The organism is Buttiauxella warmboldiae, assembly GCF_003818135.1.
Taxonomy (GTDB): Bacteria; Pseudomonadota; Gammaproteobacteria; order Enterobacterales; family Enterobacteriaceae; genus Buttiauxella; species Buttiauxella warmboldiae.
Genome location: NZ_RPOH01000035.1, coordinates 36434 through 55663 on the forward strand (window position 1 = coordinate 36434; position 19230 = coordinate 55663).

Consider the following 19230-nt stretch of genomic DNA (forward strand, 5'->3'; position numbering starts at 1 on the left):
AGTTGTTCAGCGAATTTTCACTACCGATCTTAGATTAGTCTGGCCAAAGCGTAAATACAGTATTTAGTTGAAAATAAAATAAATAATCAGGAACACAGGTATTTAATGCCCGTGCTGATTTCTGAATAGCCATACATTAAATTAATTTAATAACGCTGAACTATCGGGGTAATCTTAAAAAAACGGCCCTTTTAAAGGGCCGCTTAATTAATCACCATATTGCTTAAAAATTAATCCAGCCACTCGGTATGGAACACGCCTTCTTTATCGGTACGCTTATAGGTATGCGCACCGAAGTAGTCGCGCTGCGCCTGAATCAGGTTCGCAGGCAGTACCGCTGAACGGTAGCTGTCGTAGTAAGAGATAGCCGCAGAGAAGGTTGGCGTTGGAATACCATTCTGCACCGCATAAGACACCACATCACGCAGCGCCTGCTGGTATTCATCAGCAATTTGCTTGAAGTAAGGTGCTAACAGCAGGTTTGCAATAGCTGGGTTTTCTGCATAGGCATCAGTGATTTTCTGCAGGAACTGAGCGCGAATAATGCAGCCCGCACGGAAGATCTTCGCGATTTCACCGTAGTTTAAATCCCAGTTGTTCTCTTCAGAAGCGGCACGCAGCTGGGAGAAGCCCTGAGCATAAGAAACGATTTTACCCAGATACAACGCACGGCGAACTTTCTCAGCAAACTCAGTTTTGTCGCCAGTGAATGGCTTAGCCTGTGGGCCAGTCAACACTTTAGATGCTGCAACGCGCTGCTCTTTCAAGGAAGAGATATAACGTGCGAAAACAGACTCGGTGATCAGTGACAGCGGTTCGCCGAGATCCAGCGAGCTCTGGCTAGTCCACTTGCCAGTGCCTTTGTTCGCGGCTTCATCAAGAATCACATCAACCAGATAGTTACCCTCTTCATCTTTTTTAGTGAAGATATCTTTGGTGATATCAATCAGGTAGCTGCTAAGCTCACCTTTATTCCACTCGGTGAAGGTTGTAGCCAGCTCTTCATTGGACAGGTTAAGGCCGCCTTTCAGCAGTGAATAGGCTTCAGCGATTAGCTGCATATCGCCATATTCGATACCGTTGTGAACCATCTTCACATAGTGACCCGCACCATCAGCACCAATGTAGGTAACGCATGGTTCGCCATCTTCTGCCACTGCTGCAATCTGCTTCAAGATCGGCGCGACCAGTTCGTAAGCTTCTTTCTGGCCGCCTGGCATGATGGAAGGCCCTTTCAATGCGCCCTCTTCACCACCAGAAACGCCGGTACCGATAAAGTTAAAACCTTCAGCGGAGAGTTCACGATTACGACGAATAGTATCCAGGAAGAAGGTGTTGCCACCGTCAATCAGGATATCGCCCTTCTCAAGATACGGCTTGAGCGAATCAATGGTCTTGTCCGTGGCCTCACCGGCCTTAACCATTAACAGGATACGACGAGGAGTTTCAAGGGATTCCACAAACTCTTGCACCGTAAAGTAAGGAACCAGCTTCTTGCCCGGGTTCTCTGCAATAACTTCTTCAGTCTTATCGCCAGAGCGGTTGAACACGGAAACGGTATAGCCACGGCTTTCGATATTGAGCGCCAGGTTGCGCCCCATCACTGCCATACCAACGACGCCGATCTGCTGTTTGGACATTACATACTCCTGTCAGGTGTGGTCACCGCTAGTAGTGAGCGGTTTGAAGTGAGGCTTAGATATTACCCAATTATAACTCAATGACATAGTTTTTAATTTCTGGAGTGTCAATGAACGTTCCAAGTCATTACAGCTGTTCTCGCGTATATTACGTTTATCTTTACCTTATGATTTTATATTTATAGACACTACATCATTAATATAGCAACAAGATAAATAAAAATGCACGAGATACAAGTGGTAAAAAAAACACTCCAGCAATATTACTCAGCCTTTAGAATAAACATATTGAAACCTAATACTTAGTGAAATTCAATCATAGTACAAATGTTCATATTGTCTAACAATATGCTCCCATTTGTATTTCTTTTGAGCAATCTCATTCATTTTTGCTGCATTATTAGCAAGAGAATTAACATTTTGACTTTCTAGTATTAATACCAATTGCTCAGCACTTTCAAAGTATGCACCTTCATTATCCATTGTAAATCTGTTAAAAATGCAATCAAATGCAATTACAGCTTTGTTTGAACTCATCGCTTCTACAAGTGAAGGGTTAGTCCCTCCAGCAGAATGCCCATGAATATAACCAATGCAGTTTTGTCTAATATCATGAAGTGTTAAAATATCATAAATCGGGTCAAGTATTGTTATGTTTTTGTAAGCCCCATATTTACTTTTAAGAGCGCGTCCATATGAACTATTTTCCCAATTACCTATAAAGACAATTTTTTTATTACAAATTGAAAAAGCCTCTAGGATAATATGAACATTATTCTCAGGTTCAATTCTACAAATAGAGAGGTAGCAGTCATTATCCTCATACCTAGTAGGTATAAAACTTCCTATATGATCGCCACCGTATGCAATTGTCTCACTATGTTTAGAATATTCTTTTTTAACATAGTCAGTTATAGCTTGGTTATCTGTTATAATAACGTCACCAAATCTAACTGCAATTCTTTCAGATAATTTGAGAAAAAATCTTGCCATTTTCCCCCATTTATTTCGCCTCCATTCCAACCCATCGATATTAACGATTACCTTTGATTTGGAAAATAATTTATATACCGGAATAAAAATACATCCTGACACACCTAAAACCAGAGTTACATCTGGCTTTAAATTGATGCACTGGATAAGCGAATATATATCATAAAAAATGCTTTGATAGTTATTTGCACTCAAAGGCAAATAAATTAATGCAGCTCCATTGTGAGTATCTTTTTTTAAATCGTAATGTTGTTGTGAACAAAACACGAAATATTCTAATTCGTCTGATGAATCGTTTGTCAAATTCTCAACTAACGTTTCAAAACCACCATAACAGGCGGGTAAACCAACTGTTCCTATTACTGCAATTTTTTTCATATTTTTATTCAAGCAACTTTTAATAGAATATTGATGAGATAATAAAGGCTAAATTTCTTTTGAAAGATTTAAGAGAGTTTTTTTTACAAACGAAAAATCTTAGCACATCAATTATGGAACTTCTGTCATCAAGAAGATATATATCTTGGAATGGCAACCTATCTTCATGCGATATAAGGTCTATATTTTTCATAGCAAAAAACTTGCTTTGTTTAACCAATTTGTTTCGATATCTATTCACTCTTTTAATTCCTTCACCTGAAATAAAAAGTTTCACATATCGGCCTAAACTGTCTTTATTAGCTCCCAAGGTATTATTATTATGCTGCCTGTACATAATTGTAGCTTTGTCAATGTATATAACCTCACCGAAGTAAGTGGCATTTAAAGTATACCACCAATCATGCATAGCGATGCTTTCAACTTCGGCCCGATTAATCCTTGAAATTTTTGCTAGAGCTCTATTGATACAGCTAGTGCAACCAACAATGTAATTCTGCAAGAGAATCTGTTTTTTATTCTTAAATTCATTTATGCTAATGTTTGAATAATCATAAAAAGATTCTGAAAGATAATTCAACCTCTCATCGACGATAATTAAATCTGTATGCGCTATGATAGGTTTTGACTCATCTTTCCCTTCAAAAGACTTCAAAGTATCCTCAATTTTATTTGGCAACCAAACATCATCCTGATCACAAAAAAAATAATAATCAGCATCTACTTCATTTTGAAGAGAAAGAAAAGAACCTGCTGCACCAAGATTTATAGAGTCTTTCAAAAATACAACATTGTGAAATTTATCAACATAATTTTCAATTATCTTAACAGTGTCATCTGTTGAACCATCATCTCGAATATACAAAGTGAAGTTATTTTGAGTCTGTTTCAATAATGAATCAATTTGCTGCTCTAAATATAATTGACCATTATATGTTGACATTAATACTGCTATTACCGGGATGGAGTCCATATCATTACCACTTTCAATTTAAATTACTTGCTCATGAATTTTATAGCATATAATGCATATAGATATACTGAAACAGATGAAATGATTATAGGATTAGTAAACCCAGCAGATACAAATAAAGTAAGTGAAAACAAACTAAATCCATCACCATTAATAATATATGCTTTGTACAGTGCAGCACCTAATATGATTAAAATAAGGAACGTAAAAAATAATCCATTTTGCATAACAAGAGCAAGCAGCATAACTTCATACCCATATTTTAAACGATCATTTCTAATATAATCGGGAATATAACTTCCGAGCCCTCCACCAAAGAATGGTGCTTTAGATATTTGCTCAAGCATTAGACCTGCCTGTTCTATTTTCACACTAGAAGATAGTGCACCTTCATTGAATAATCTGCTTTGAATAGAACCTAACAAATCTATAGTTGTAAAGAAAGAAAAATAATAAATAATAACCACTAAAATGATAACCAACAAGAAAAGAATATATGGCTTTTTTCTTATAAATACTTGTTCCAGAAAAAAAAAAAAAAAAAATGAAAACCAAATTGACCGAGTAAAGGAAATAAATATTGAGAATATGAAAATTGACGCTACAATTTTTTTATGTTTAATGGATGAATCTTTTATAAAAAAATATAAAAATGGCAATAAAAAATCATTGACTCCAACTATTCGATTAAACCCTGTAACTCCTATATACCCCAACGAAGTAAAGTCTGGTGATATATATTGAAGAGAATCAACACTTAAAACCCCAAAAAAAATCGCAATACTCAGTGAAAACTTAAATATTGAATATAGCAATATACCTATAATCACATATTTAGAAAGAACCTCATATTTAATAACATTGTTTTTAAAGCTACTCGTCAGTACAAAAAAAATCAAGATAGATAAAACTATACTTTGCAATAAAATAAAGGACTCAAAGTAGAAGTTATCACTCATTACGAAATGAAAAAATGAACAAAATAAAATAAAAACCAATACGATATATATAAACAATGTTTGCAATTCAATATTGTTTTTTTTATTAAAAAGAAAAGCTATAAACATAGTAGTCAGGATAACATACTTCACCCCCCCCCAAACCCTAAAGGAAATGACATAAAGACAAGTATATTAGTGATAATTAAAAACTTAAGTGGTGCAAATTTCATCATCATAGCATAATTTGATTCGGGCAATTTAGCGATTGGACACAATGAAGTAATATTCATGCTGCAAACCACCAATAATTTTAATATCAGTAAGCATGCTACGACTCCCTCAAATATGTTTAATTTATTTCAGACACTCCTCCACACATATAATTCTCAACCAAAACCATATCTAAATTACAAGTACAAAGCTTCTCTATTTTTCATTTTTCATTTTTCATTTTTCATTTTTCATTTTTCATAAACATTAATATTTCACTTTAGCTTAACAGCCTTTGCGATTTTGATTCTACGTAATTTACGTGCCATTTTTAGTAAAAAAAACTTAATAATACCCAAAATACCACCATGACTGAATATTATTCTATACGGTATATTTTTTAATGCTAAACAACATGGTATGTTTGAAATTACATTACTTTCTAAACAATGTTCATTCCCAGTCCAGCACATGATTTTTTCGCATAAATTTTCGCTATATATACCATATTCAGTAGCCAATAATAAACGTTTCTTTACATTACAATAAGAATGAACAAGTAAACTCTCATTGTATATTTTTTCTTGCTCCTCTCCAGAAAATAGAGATTTTGAATCAAACTTATGCACCTTAAGCATCTCTACGGGGCTATAACCTTGTACTGGACTAGTTAATCCAATACATATTTTCCCTCGAAAAAACTGTTCGGCAAAAGCAGAGCCACCTGGTAATGGATGGCTGTCTATATAGCCTTTAGCCTGGGAAGTCAATTTTATATAATCGTCATATTCTAACGTCGGCATTAAAATCAATCTGCTACCAAACTTCAACTTATTAATCCACCACCAATAATCTAAATATTTTCTAGCCCCTATTACATATACTTTTGACTTAGGTATTTCATTAAGCAATGGGTAAATTAATGTATTTAACGACAAAGAGCGTATTGGCCTGTATTTGAAACCTGCTCCTGCCGTAATAAAAATATCACCAGCTCTGATTATTTTTTTTTCTAAACCCAGCATTTCCTTCTGATGTGATGTGTCAAGTGGAATACCTAAAAATGATTTAGCTGCTTTTAAGCCCCTCAATACATCTATTCTTCGGCCAAATTCACTAATTTCAAACCACACATCTGCTACAGTTTGACCATACGTGAAAACATGATCAGCATGGTTGACAAAAAATATCTTTAATTCTGGATTATTTTTCTTTGCAATAAAGCAAGCTACAACAGTATGTATGTCATCAGGATGAATATTTAAAATAACTTTATTATACCCTTGAATTTTCTCTGTAAGTTGATAAATAAAATCTAATTCATCCTTCGAGGCATCAGGGAAACTAAGGATAGTATCAAAGTAATCACTCATTCTTTTGAGCACTACCGAATCAGTATTCCTTGTTATTAGTAGGTCCGGTTTAACTTCATAAAAGCTTGAAAGCTTCTCCATTAACCGAGTATGACCACCAGATAAATATGGTTCGCTAACAACAAAAAGTTTTTTATTTAAATGTATGTCAAACGCAACATTTTTTTTTGAATACATTTCATAGCATTTATTTGATAAATCTTTCTCAATTTCACAAAGGCTATAGATACCAATATTATTGACCCACAATAACGTACCTATTGCTTGCGCATTATTGAGACTGTTTTGTAATTTTGATTGTTTGAAAATAAATTTATTTATTTTTGTGACTACTCTCTTCTTATCCATAATTTGCTTTACTCAAGAACCCTTTTGAATAAAAAAATAAATATAACATCACTATCAAGTATATTAAATAATTAACAAGGAAAGCTAGGTTCGCACCTTGAACTCCCATTTTTTCAACAAAAAAACTTGTGAGTAAAACAAATGTTAATGAAAAAAATATTTCTGAAAAAACATAAAGTTTAATCTTTCCGCCTGAAATCATAGGATATGCAACAACCCAGCTAACAACTTTAATTACATCACCGCAAAGTTGTAGAAGAAAAAGATCTCTTGCAGCTCTAAATTCAGGGGTAAATAATATAGCAATAATAAAATCTCGAAATACAAAGATCCCTAATGCTGCGAGTATAGAGAAAGGTACAACAAATTTTAACGTGAACAGCATTTCACTCTGAATTTCAGCAGGTAGTTTTAATTCTGACAACCTTGGTAGATAATAACTACTTAGCGCTATAGTGATTACTGCTAGATAAGTTTCTGAAATCCGCCAAACAGCTTGCCACTCACCAGCGCTCCCCCAACCAGCATTCTCAATAATAATATTGCGGACAAAAATGAATGAAATTGGCACAGTTAATGCTGAGGTTACGGCCATTAAGATAAACCCCCCTAAACCTAAAATATGTTTTATTTCAACTCTGCCAAAAAAATTGCCAAATTTAAACCATGATTGTTTGAAACAAAAAACGAGTATGACAGCACCTACAATTGCATTTTGAATTGCAGCTGCTATTAATGCCCCCTTTAATCCATGGGCAACAATCATATATATCATTATAGTAGCAGTAATGAGGGTTGATAGTACCCCTGCTTTAATATACTCTCGATATTGCTGCCTACCATTTAGGATCGAGGTTATCAGCGTGCCTATAGTTACAAATGGCAAGGAACATCCAGTGATTATAATTAACCAAGAATAGCTTAAATCATTAAACAGCCAATAAGAAAAATCCCCTGCGAAAAATAGTAATAATGAAAAGATCAGGAAAAAAATACCTAATGACCACTTAACTGAAGCCTTCCACCAAGGAGTGCAATTAATTATTCCTTCGGCGCTATATTCAGCAGTAAATTTAATGACTCCATTACTCGAAGATGCATTTACTAATCCGTTCAAGCTAGTGATGACATTTTGAAATTGACCAAGCATTGCCAATCCAGTAGGTCCCGTATATACAGCTATTGCTTTTGCTATAATAATTGCAAGTAACATTCTTAATACAGTCAACATTGCACTGAAGCCCGTGACTGTCAAGATCCTTCTCATAATTCAAATCCATTTACTGCATTTATAACATCCTGAATATTACACTCGGTCATAGTTGGGTCAATTGGAATGGAAATAACTTCATTATGTATTCTCTCGGTCACTGGCAAGATCAAACTATTCCATTTTTTGTATGCTAGCTGTTTATGTGGAGGGATTGGATAATGGACTAAGCTCTGTATATTCCTTTCCGATAAGAACCTTTGGAACTCAGCTCTATACTGTGTTCGGAGAACATAAAGGTGCCATACATGGTATTCCTCCTTTCTCGTATAAGGACGTTGCACTAGTGGATTATTAATTTCACGATTATATCTATCTGCAATATATTGTCGCCTTTGGGTGTCGATGTTTAAATATTTTAATTTAACATTAAGCATCGCTGCCTGGATTTCATCAAGACGGCTATTTACACCTTGATAGATATTTTTATATTTCTCAAGCGAACCATAATTTGATAGAGCCCGAATTGTCGTAGCTAATTCATAATCATTTGTTGTTACAGCCCCTGCATCACCAATTGCGCCGAGATTTTTACCCGGATAAAAACTGAAGGCGGCGGCATCTCCCCAACTACCAGATTTTTTTCCCTTAATAATTGCTCCATGAGCCTGAGCGGAGTCTTCAAGTAATAACAATCCATATTCTTTCGCTATTTTCACTAGTTCTGGCATTGGAGAAATCTGTCCATAAAGATGAACAGGTAAAATAATCTTTGTTTTGCTTGTAATAGCCTTTAATACGTTCTCGATTGATAAATTGTATGTTATCTCATCTGGTTCAACCAATACCGGGACTAAATCATTTTCAGTAATGGCAAGAATAGAAGCAATATATGTATTTGCTTGTACAATCACTTCATCCCCAGACTTTAGCTTGCCTAATTCCTTCCAAGCTCTTATTGTCAAATTTAGGGCGTCTAATCCATTTGCAACACCAATAGTATATTTTACACCACAATATTCCGAAAAGCATTTTTCGAAAGCTTTAACTTCTTCCCCCATTATAAACCAGCCAGAATTTATAACACGAGAGCAAGCCTCCATTAATTCTGTTTCAAACCGTTCATTTATTTTTTTAAGATTTAGAAAATTAATCATTATTTCACCAAGAATTTATTATATGTATTCATTTTACTAAAAAAAACTTCTTTTTCGTACACAAAAAAATAATCACTATCATTTTGTTGAATGATACGAGAACCAAGCTTTAGATGGAAATCTACAACTTTTTTATTTTCTTTCCTTACATCAAAATGTGACTTTTCAAAGCCTAACTGATTAAATGCATAATTATAAACTAATAGTGCCGTTTCAAGTGCCGATGATACAGTTTTATTTTCAGTTAAAATCCAACTTCCCCAGCAAAAAGACTTTTCTTCATCACGGAAATCATATAACCTGACAGTTCCTATATTTTCATTGCGTTCATTTTTTGCAATTAAAAAATAATACTCTTTTCCATCGCTCTCCCTTTTTTTATATTTTTTAATCCATTTCTTTTGATCTTCAACCGTCCCAATGCTTGGAGTTAAATATTGATTGAGTTTATTATTATTTCGCAATGAATAAATAAATTCCGCATCAGACTCCCCCACCAATTTCAAGTTTATTGTTTTCCCAGTTAAAAAATTAGACATTTTTGACCTCATTTAGAAAAGTATTATAATCTCGAATGTAATCGGCCTCCTCATATATTGCATTTGCCAATACCATTAAAATACAATCTTCGGAGAAGTTATACATTTCACGCCAAATACATGAATCAATTAATAAACCTTTTGTTGGGTCATCCAATTTTATTTCCACACGCTCGCTCCCATTATCTAAGAGGAAATCACAAGACCCACATATCGCAATAGCAATTTGTTTTAAATTTTTATGTGCATGCAAACCTCTTCGTATATTCTTCCCTGTATTAAAAATATAATATACTCTTTTGATTGCAAAAGGGATGTTGTTACTTTCTTCCAATGCAATTAAAGAGCCTCTTTCATCTCCGTGGATTTGTAAAGGAATAAAGTTAATTTCCATTTTCATACTCAATCGGTTGAATGTTATCAAATAATGGCGCTTGTAGATCTTTCAATGAAATAACATCAGGCACTACAGGCCAATCAATTGAAATATTTGGATCATTCCATAAAATAGATCGCTCGCATCCTTTATCATAATAATTTGTTGTTTTATAGAGAAATTCCACAACATTACTTAACGCCACAAAACCATGCGCAAAACCTTCAGGAATCCATAACTGTTGTTTATTTTCTGCTGAAAGATTTACACCTACCCACTTGCCAAATGTGGCTGAGCTTTTACGAATATCTACCGCGACATCAAAAACTTCACCTACAACACAACGCACCAACTTTGCTTGTGCAAAAGGTGGAAGCTGATAATGAAGTCCTCTTAAAACACCTTTGGTCGACTTTGAATGATTATCTTGTACAAAATCAACCTTACGTCCTACGGCTTCTTCAAATACTTTCTGGTTGAAACTTTCCATGAAGAAGCCGCGGTCATCGCCAAAGACTTTAGGTTCAAAAATTAACACATCCGGAATTTTGGTTTTAATAACATTCATCTTTAATAACCCTTAACCATCTTCAGTAAATACTGGCCATAATCATTCTTCACAAGAGGTGCAGCTAATTTCTTAACTTGCTCAGCATCTATAAACCCTTTACGGAATGCTATCTCTTCTGGACATGCCACCTTCAATCCCTGACGCAATTCAATAGTCTGAATAAAGTTGCTGGCTTCAATTAAGCTCTGGTGGGTCCCTGTATCTAGCCAAGCATAGCCGCGCCCCATCATGGCGACTGACATACGTCCCTGTTCCATATAAATGCGGTTAATATCAGTAATTTCTAATTCACCACGAGGTGATGGCTTCAAGGTTTTTGCCATTTCCACAACATTGTTATCGTAAAAATAAAGTCCTGTTACTGCATAATTGCTTTTTGGCTCAAGGGGTTTCTCTTCAAGAGATATAGCCTGTCCTTCTTTATCAAACTCAACCACACCGTAACGCTCAGGGTCATGAACGTGATATGCAAATACGGTTGCACCTGATTCTTTGGCAACGGCATTTTCAAGTTGTTTCTGAAGGTCATGGCCGTAGAAAATATTGTCGCCAAGAACCAGTGCACAATCATCTTCACCAATGAATTCTTCACCGATGATAAATGCTTGCGCCAAGCCATCAGGGCTTTCCTGAACTTTATATTGCAGATTCAAGCCCCATTGCGAACCGTCGCCGAGTAGTTGTTCGAAACGAGGTGTATCTTGCGGAGTACTGATAATCAATATATCGCGAATACCAGCCAGCATTAACGTGCTAAGCGGGTAATAAATCATTGGCTTGTCATAGATTGGCAGCAGTTGTTTACTCACTGCCATTGTCACAGGATATAAACGCGTACCAGAGCCACCAGCAAGAATAATACCTTTACGTGAAGTCATTTCAATTTTCCATTTTTCAAAGTGCCGTGTGATCAAATCACTTATTAATCTTTTTTTATGCTTTAGTCGCCGCAAAAATTTCAGCCAACATACGTTTAACTCCAACATCCCAGTCAGGGAGTATCAGTCCAAATGAATCCTGGAATTTCTGTGTATTCAAACGTGAATTCTGAGGGCGGCGTGCAGGCGTAGGGTAAGCACTAGTAGGAACTGGAATTGTTTTGCTTACAGCCAGCCCCAAACCTGCTTTTTTAGCTTCTGCAAATACCAGGTTGGCATAATCAAACCAGGTGGTGGTACCGGACGCAACGAGGTGATATAAACCGGCAACTTCAGGTTTGCCCAAAGCCGTTTTTATTGCGTGAGCCGTACAATCTGCAAGAAGTTCAGCCCCCGTAGGCGCACCAAACTGATCGTTAATTATGGAAAGCTCTTCGCGATCTTTTGCAAGACGCAACATAGTCTTCGCAAAGTTATTACCTTTGCCTGCAAACACCCAGCTTGTGCGGAAAATCAGATGCCGAGTGCAATACTGTTGCACTGCAATTTCTCCGGCAAGTTTGGTTTCTCCATAAGTGTTTAACGGTGCTGTTGCATCCGTCTCAAGCCAAGGTTTGTCACCGTCACCAGGAAAAACATAATCCGTGGAATAATGGATAAGCCAAGCTTTGATTTTTTCGGCTTCTTTTGCAATCGCCTCAACGCTTGTTGCATTTAGCAATTGTGCAAAATCGCGTTCACTCTCAGCCTTGTCCACCGCAGTATGGGCGGCAGCATTAACGATAACGTCTGGTTTTACCCGGCGAACTGTTTCGGCAACGCCTTCTGGGTTACTAAAATCACCGCAATATTCCGCCGAATGCACATCAACAGCAATAATATTACCCAGCAGAGCCAGTGAACGCTGCAGTTCCCAGCCTACCTGCCCTGTTTTACCGAAGAGTAAAATATTCATTTACGTTCACCGTAATTTTGCTCAATCCAGGATTTATAAGCACCGCTTTTAATATTATCGACCCACTGCTGATTAGCTAAATACCATTCAACCGTTTTACGAATACCACTTTCAAATGTTTCTTGTGGTTTCCAGTTCAGGTCTCGGTTAATTTTCGCGGCATCAATCGCATAGCGGCGATCGTGGCCAGGACGGTCAGCAACATAGGTAATTTGTTCGCGATATGAAGTATTCTTTGGCACCATTTCGTCAAGCAAATCGCAGATGGTAAGAACCACATCAAGGTTTTTCTTCTCGTTGTGACCACCGATATTATAGGTTTCGCCAAGTGAACCTTGAGTCACTACTGTGTATAAAGCACGCGCATGGTCTTCAACATATAGCCAATCACGAATCTGGTCGCCTTTGCCATATACCGGCAAGTTCTTCCCTTCCAGAGCATTAAGAATCACTAACGGAATCAATTTCTCAGGGAAGTGATACGGGCCATAGTTGTTAGAACAGTTAGTTACGATGCAAGGCAGGCCGTATGTACGCTGCCATGCGCGCACTAAATGATCGCTGGAAGCTTTCGAAGCGGAATAAGGGCTGCTTGGTGCGTAAGACGTTGTTTCAGTGAATAAAGGTAGAGCCGTTCCTTCTGGGTATTCATCCAGATGCGGCAAATCACCGTATACTTCATCTGTAGAAATATGGTGAAAACGGAAACCTGCTTTGTGCTCTTCACTTAACTGTGACCAATAAGCACGAGTGGCTTCCAGCAGTGTATAAGTACCCACAATGTTAGTTTCGATAAACTCAGCAGGTCCGGTAATTGAACGGTCTACATGGCTTTCCGCCGCCAGGTGCATCACCGCATCGGGTTGATGCGCGGCAAAAATTTTATCCATGGCGTTTCTGTCGCAAATATCTGCCTGCACAAAAGCGTAGCGTTCATTGCCAGAGACCTCAGCCAGTGATTCAAGGTTGCCTGCATAGGTTAATTTATCGACGTTAACGACACTGTCTTGAGTATTATTAATGATATGACGAACGACCGCAGAGCCAATAAAACCGGCACCACCAGTAACAAGAATTTTCACGGAAGCAATCTCTCTTTAATCTTGTAATGATTTCAACGATAAACGAATATCGGATGATTGAATTAACTCGGGATAATAAGGGGATAATCTATTTCAGCCATGCTACCGCCCCTGGCTTAACAGCTACCAGAACACTAAACGCTTATGCATAGAACGAACTCCCTGCTCTATGTCTGGCTAAATTTTGTAAAGCATGCGAATGAACAAGAGATTACTGCGCAAATAGCAACTTAAATAATCATCCTTTGTTTTGCTCATTCGAATGCCATACATTCAACTAACAAACACACTTTGTAACATGCCACTCAAAAAAAACGGCAATCAGTCTCGGCAAGGTCTTAACAATGCAACCTTTCCGCTCCTATTGATTGCCGTTCTTCGCATCAAATACTCGCCATCATCATTCCCGCAACGCTCAGCGTGCCAGCAACTTCTGAATACCTTCCCTGAACTTCTGCCCTTCCTTATGGTTACGCAGGCCATACTGCACAAAGGCCTGCATATAGCCCATCTTCTTGCCGCAGTCGTAGCTTTCACCGGTCATCAATGCCGCTTCTACCGCTTGCTTTTGGTTAAGTGCCGCAATGGCGTCTGTCAGCTGAATGCGGCCCCAGGCGCCCGGTTCGGTTTTCTCAAGCTCTGGCCAGATATCGGCAGACAACACATAGCGCCCTACTGCCGCAACGTCAGAATCCAGCGTTTGCGGCTGGTCCGGTTTTTCCACAAAATCAACAATACGGCCAATCTGCCCGTCATTGCGCAGTGGTTCCTCGGTGGTAATCACCGAGTACTCAGAAAGATCTACGTTTGGCATGCGTTTTGCCAGTACCTGGCTGCGCCCGGTCTCTTTGAAACGCTCAACAATAGCCGCCAGATTGTAGCGCAATGGATCGGCGCTGGCACCATCAAGGATCACGTCAGGAAGCACAACCACAAAAGGATTATCACCCACAATCGGGCGCGCGCACAGGATGGAGTGGCCCAGGCCCAGCGGCTGCGCCTGGCGTACGTTCATAATCGTCACGCCCGGAGGGCAGATTGACTGAACCTCAGCGAGCAACTGGCGCTTCACGCGCTGCTCAAGCAGAGCCTCAAGTTCGTAAGAGGTGTCGAAGTGGTTTTCTACTGCATTTTTTGATGAATGCGTCACCAGCACGATTTCTTTGATACCGGCAGCTACGATTTCGTCAACAATGTATTGAATCATCGGCTTGTCAACGATCGGCAGCATCTCTTTAGGAATCGCTTTTGTTGCGGGCAACATGTGCATACCTAAACCGGCTACCGGAATAACTGCTTTCAAATTAATCATATTCAAACCCACCTCGAAATGGTTGGGGGATTATAGTCAATTCAAGCCCTGATGCCAGCATGAATTGATCCCCGGAATTAATCCTTCATCTTAACGTTTACAATAAAGTACGCAAAACCAAAAACATTGATTCAACCTTCCCGCCCCCTCAGAAAAGTCGCAATCTGGTTTGACAAACTACTTTACCCCTTCCGGCAGCGCAAAATTCAACCTGCTGGTGTTCACATGCAGGTGGTCAACCCGGTCGATATCCACGGAACTGCGCCCTTTCTCGTTCACCGCTCGCACGTTGGCGAGCGAGAGCAGCGTGTCATCTTTTGCCATAAAGCGGCCGCGCACGTCGTTGCGCAGGTCAAAGTTTAGCTTTAATGCCGGGCCGCTGTAAGCGTACTGCATCACATCCACGTTCCGCAGAAACAAGTGTTGCGGTTTGTTATGCAGCTCAAGCGTGGCGCGCTTCATTTTCACATTGGTGATGGCAACAAACGAGGTCGCATTGCCCGAAGAGATCTGAATCCCCCGGGATTTATACTGCATATGGGTATTATCAAGTTCAATATTGTTCAATTTAAAATTTTGCGGAATAGATAAATATTTACCTTTGATCACCCCATAACCAATCAGAAAGCCTGCACTATCTTTCATGCTGATATTATCAATAATGAAATTATCACAGCCATAAATGGCTATGGTGGCGTTATCAATGCCCGCTTTCTTACTAAAGGTATGGTTAATATTGTGCGCCTTTATATTACGGATAATAAAGTGTTTGCCGTTTTCCACATGAACCAGCTGGCGGCAGTTGCTGCCGGTAATATTCGCCACCACAAAGTTCTTCACCGCCTGGTCTTCGGGATATTCGTTGTCGTAAGTGCTGCCCGCAAGCCCAATCCCAATGCCCCAGTTTATCTTCCCGTTGGTGCAGTCTATGTTCTCAATCACATGGTCGGAGATCAGCAAGTCGTGGTCGTTTATCGCCACGTTCCATTCAATGGCATCCCCCTGCAGGCGGTTAAAATGGCCGTTGGTGATCTTCACGTTTTCCATGCGGTTATGGAACCCCTGGCGCAAAATGCCGTAGTTCGCATCGTGCACCGTTATCTGGTCTATCACCAGGTTACGCATGCTGCGCTTCTGTTTGCCACCGATGTAAATCTGCGTCACCGGCGCAAAGCCGCTCATATCAATCCCTTTGATGGCGCAGTCAGAGCCGCGCACATCCAGGGTGATATTGTGAAAGCGCCCGCCCTTTTCGCCCACAATCTGGCAGCCGTCCTGCATCACAAAACGCCCTTTGCCGTTGCCTTTTAAGCCGCCCAGGACATGCAACGTTTTGCCTGCGGGCATAAAGATAGCGGTGTTGATGTTGTCACAGACTAAATCGGCGGGAACGGTCACGGTATCGGCGGCTGAGAAAGCCTGTTTGAAAGCGGCAATCCAGTCGCCGCGATAGAATGTCTGCACGTTGACCTCGCTGCTGCCAGCTGCGGCTAACGCGTAACGAGGGAAAAGGAATGGCGCCGCAGCCAGCACGGAGCTGGCTTTTAGCAATTTGCGGCGGGAGGATGAAAAGGAGAGAGTAGATTGAAATCTTTTGCGCATACGTCCTCGCGGGGTTTATAGCGTCTGTAGTTTGCGGGCCAGCTCTCGGTAGATAACCTGCTGATTAAACTCCCTTTCAACTTTTTCACGCGCGTGCATAAGCATGGGTTTCAGCTCGCTTGCGTCAATGTTGCCAAACGTCTCCAGGCTATCGGCAAGCGCGGCCGCATCGTTCTCCGGCACCAGCCAGCCGGAACGCCCTGCGTCAATCAGTTCAGGAATGCCGCTGTGTACGGTAGAAAGCACCGGAATGCCCACCGCCATCGCCTCCATCAGCGCCACGGGAATGCCTTCCATATCGCCGTCTTCGCCGGTAACGGACGGCAGCAAAAATAGATCGGCTTTATCAAGCATCGCTTTAACTTCATGGTTTGGCTTAAAACCCGGCATCAACACCACATCATCGAGCTGATACTGTTCGATCAGCGTGCGCAGGCGCGTTTCCCACGGGCCAATTCCCAGGATGTGGTAGTGAAATTTCACGCCGCGCTCTTTGAGCAACAGACAGGCGTCGATAGCGACGTGCAGCCCTTTCTTCTCGGTCAGACGCGCCACCGAGATAATTTCCAGCGTTTTGGCGGGCGCTTTCACGGCGCGCAGCGAGAAGCGCTCCATATCAACACCCATACGCGACACGCTGATTTTCTCCGTCGGGCAGCCCATATTTTGCAAACGCCCCGCCCACAAATTGCTTATTGGCAGCATTAAATCACCACGCGTAAACAGCTTCTGGTATTCAGGCGTGTAGTGCGCCAGCGCCTCGCGCCCTGAAATATCAATGCCGTGGAAAACGGTAGCGATTTTACCTTTAAGCAGCCCCAGCTCACGCAGCTTTGCCGCCGTTACGCCAGCCGGGCCGAAATGAGCGATAAACACATCGGCGCACAGGGGCTGCGAGTGACGCCCGCAAATAGCAGAAAGGATCAGATTGCGCGCCTCTGCGCCATAACGGGCCGAATTTAACGCACGCCAGGTGCGCGGGCGAAGTGCACCACGCAGGGTATTCAACGCTCTGGATTGCAGCTTCGCCGCTTTACCCGCCGGTTCATCCATCAGCCAGGTGGTCTTTTCAGCCAGCCGGTACTCTTTGAATGCGGCGTGGGTATTGGCCAAATCTCCCTTCTGGATGGCAACAATCTCCACCTCATAGCCCATATCGATAAACGCGGTTATCTGGTTGAGCACAAAAGTTTCCGACGCCACGGGGAATTTCAGCAGGAAGAAACCAACTTTCATTGTTCCCCCTTCACACGCTTTAATACCGATTCCACCATGCGCAGGCCATCTTCGCGTTCGGCGCGCACCGCATGAGCCAGGCGCTGATTAATGGCAGGCAATTGCCCTAAAACATCCGCCACTACGCCCATAAGTGAACCATTAAGCAACTGGCGGATTTCTATCGCCATTTCCGGCATCCCCAGCTGCTGCATAATGCCCGCGGATTTGTGTTCGTAGTTAATGGCAATCGCAGGCGTGCCAAAGTTCATAGAGATAATGGCGGAGTGCAGGCGCGTGCCAATGGTCAGCTCGCATTCGCTGAGGATCTTGCCCATCTCCAGGTCGTTAAGTTCATCCATGACCACGTGATATTGCTCCGGCTTATTGATGTACTGGCGCAGGTTAAGCGCCACCATGCGGTCATCTTTGTTGTAGCTGTCGATCCCGGTACAGGTGGATAGCGCCAGCACCTGGTAGCCCTGTTCAATAACCCGATTCACCACCGCCGCAAACGCCTGTTCATAGGCCTGCTGCGTGGTGCCGAGGCGTTTGTCGAACGGTGCCAGCTCACGCAGCGTAATGGCGACGGTTTTCTGGCGTTTGATAGTGTCAAACCAGTGCTGCACCGCGTAGCTCGGCACAAAGCTGTCATTGTGATGATCGACAAGCCAGGCGGTGTCGACGCCCTGCTCCACTTTGCTGCTGTCAATATTGCTTTGCTTCATCAAATCGAGGCTGACGGATTCACGCAAAATCAGCGACTCGGCATGGCCAAACACGTAGCTTGCCAGTTGGTTAAACTGCGGGTCCTGGAACGGGCCAACGCTGTGGCCAATCATGTACACCGGCTTTTTCGCCATAAAGCTGCACAGCGCATGCTCGAACTGCGAAACGCCGTATAAATCGACAAAGAACGAGCCGCCAACCTGAATAATCGCATCATATTTTTGCAGCGATTTCACAAAATCAATAAAGCCCTGCGGGATGGAAATATTGCGCAGCCGCCCGTTGTCCGTGGCTTTTGCCAGCAAAACCTGGTGCTGATATTTACGGCGCAGCACCTTCTTAACCCGCCCCATCAGCCCAACCGCGTTATTATGCTGCTTCATCTGCTTATACAGGCCGTCGCCCATCACCGGGCGGCCCAGCAGCCAGGCGGAACTCACCGGGTAACGGCTCATCACATCAACTTCCACGGATTGATCAATCGTGGTGATGGCATCAATCAGCCCGCGCAAAATGGCGCTGTCACCGCGGTTGCCGCAGGTGTGGTTGCCAAGAATTAATAATTTCATACAGATTTCCTTCTTTAAATTAGGTTCTTTTATTTACTCACCCTTGAGGTTTTTTCTTATAGTCCACTCACTATTCACTCAAGCAATTTGTCAGGCGAGATCTGTAAGCCTCCCGGGTTTTCCGTTCACCCGAACGCAGAGTGATCTCTGTGGCTTCCATATACGGTGAACGTGTCATG

At 41.1% G+C, this 19230-nt stretch carries 17 protein-coding genes; all 17 read right to left on the reverse strand.

Translation table 11 applies throughout. From position 1 onward, the window contains the following. Positions 1–230 precede the first annotated feature (230 nt). Positions 231–1640 (reverse strand): NADP-dependent phosphogluconate dehydrogenase, encoded by a 1410-nt coding sequence (gene gndA, locus EHN07_RS10045; protein WP_124024012.1) that lies wholly within the window; start codon positions 1638–1640, stop codon positions 231–233. 312 nt (positions 1641–1952) lie between these two features. Then, complete coding sequence (locus tag EHN07_RS10050; RefSeq protein WP_124024013.1) at positions 1953–3011, reverse strand: DUF1972 domain-containing protein; 1059 nt, start codon at positions 3009–3011, stop codon at positions 1953–1955. A 19-nt stretch (positions 3012–3030) separates the two neighbouring features. Continuing rightward, the gene (locus EHN07_RS10055) at positions 3031–3984 is read right to left on the reverse strand and encodes a glycosyltransferase family 2 protein (protein ID WP_124024014.1); all 954 of its coding nucleotides are present in this window, start codon (positions 3982–3984) and stop codon (positions 3031–3033) included. Positions 3985–4007: 23 nt separating this feature from the next. After that, entirely contained in the window at positions 4008–5075 is a 1068-nt protein-coding gene (locus tag EHN07_RS10060; RefSeq protein ID WP_124024015.1) for a hypothetical protein, read from the reverse strand. Between the two features lie 335 nt (positions 5076–5410). Then, complete coding sequence (locus EHN07_RS10065) at positions 5411–6856, reverse strand: hypothetical protein (protein WP_124024016.1); 1446 nt, start codon at positions 6854–6856, stop codon at positions 5411–5413. Further along, positions 6849–8087 carry an O-antigen translocase gene (locus EHN07_RS10070; RefSeq protein WP_244202382.1) on the reverse strand — a complete coding sequence of 413 codons (1239 nt, stop codon included), beginning with the start codon at positions 8085–8087 and terminating at the stop codon, positions 6849–6851. Before EHN07_RS10070 ends, EHN07_RS10065 begins: the two co-directional genes overlap by 8 nt. Before the next feature lie 32 nt (positions 8088–8119). After that, positions 8120–9223, reverse strand: coding sequence for a DegT/DnrJ/EryC1/StrS family aminotransferase (locus tag EHN07_RS10075; protein WP_124024018.1), 1104 nt, complete (start codon positions 9221–9223; stop codon positions 8120–8122). Continuing rightward, entirely contained in the window at positions 9223–9762 is a 540-nt protein-coding gene (locus EHN07_RS10080; protein WP_124024019.1) for a GNAT family N-acetyltransferase, read from the reverse strand. Before EHN07_RS10080 ends, EHN07_RS10075 begins: the two co-directional genes overlap by 1 nt. Further along, positions 9755–10156 carry a sugar 3,4-ketoisomerase gene (locus EHN07_RS10085; protein WP_124024020.1) on the reverse strand — a complete coding sequence of 134 codons (402 nt, stop codon included), beginning with the start codon at positions 10154–10156 and terminating at the stop codon, positions 9755–9757. The genes EHN07_RS10080 and EHN07_RS10085 overlap by 8 nt, the downstream gene beginning before the upstream one ends. Continuing rightward, complete coding sequence (gene rfbC / locus EHN07_RS10090; RefSeq protein ID WP_124024021.1) at positions 10146–10706, reverse strand: dTDP-4-dehydrorhamnose 3,5-epimerase; 561 nt, start codon at positions 10704–10706, stop codon at positions 10146–10148. The genes EHN07_RS10085 and rfbC overlap by 11 nt, the downstream gene beginning before the upstream one ends. Before the next feature lie 2 nt (positions 10707–10708). Continuing rightward, complete coding sequence (gene rfbA, locus EHN07_RS10095; RefSeq protein ID WP_124024022.1) at positions 10709–11587, reverse strand: glucose-1-phosphate thymidylyltransferase RfbA; 879 nt, start codon at positions 11585–11587, stop codon at positions 10709–10711. A 55-nt stretch (positions 11588–11642) separates the two neighbouring features. Then, positions 11643–12542 (reverse strand): dTDP-4-dehydrorhamnose reductase, encoded by a 900-nt coding sequence (gene rfbD / locus EHN07_RS10100; RefSeq protein WP_124024023.1) that lies wholly within the window; start codon positions 12540–12542, stop codon positions 11643–11645. Then, positions 12539–13624: a dTDP-glucose 4,6-dehydratase gene (gene rfbB, locus EHN07_RS10105; RefSeq protein WP_124024024.1), complete on the reverse strand. Its 1086-nt coding sequence runs from the start codon at positions 13622–13624 to the stop codon at positions 12539–12541. The genes rfbD and rfbB overlap by 4 nt, the downstream gene beginning before the upstream one ends. A gap of 415 nt (positions 13625–14039) precedes the next feature. Then, positions 14040–14936, reverse strand: coding sequence for a UTP--glucose-1-phosphate uridylyltransferase GalF (gene galF, locus EHN07_RS10110; RefSeq protein ID WP_124024025.1), 897 nt, complete (start codon positions 14934–14936; stop codon positions 14040–14042). A gap of 177 nt (positions 14937–15113) precedes the next feature. Further along, entirely contained in the window at positions 15114–16538 is a 1425-nt protein-coding gene (gene wcaM / locus EHN07_RS10115; RefSeq protein WP_124024026.1) for a colanic acid biosynthesis protein WcaM, read from the reverse strand. Between the two features lie 15 nt (positions 16539–16553). Beyond that, entirely contained in the window at positions 16554–17774 is a 1221-nt protein-coding gene (gene wcaL, locus EHN07_RS10120) for a colanic acid biosynthesis glycosyltransferase WcaL (protein WP_124024027.1), read from the reverse strand. Then, positions 17771–19051, reverse strand: coding sequence for a colanic acid biosynthesis pyruvyl transferase WcaK (gene wcaK, locus EHN07_RS10125; RefSeq protein ID WP_124024028.1), 1281 nt, complete (start codon positions 19049–19051; stop codon positions 17771–17773). The genes wcaL and wcaK overlap by 4 nt, the downstream gene beginning before the upstream one ends. Positions 19052–19230 lie beyond the last annotated feature (179 nt).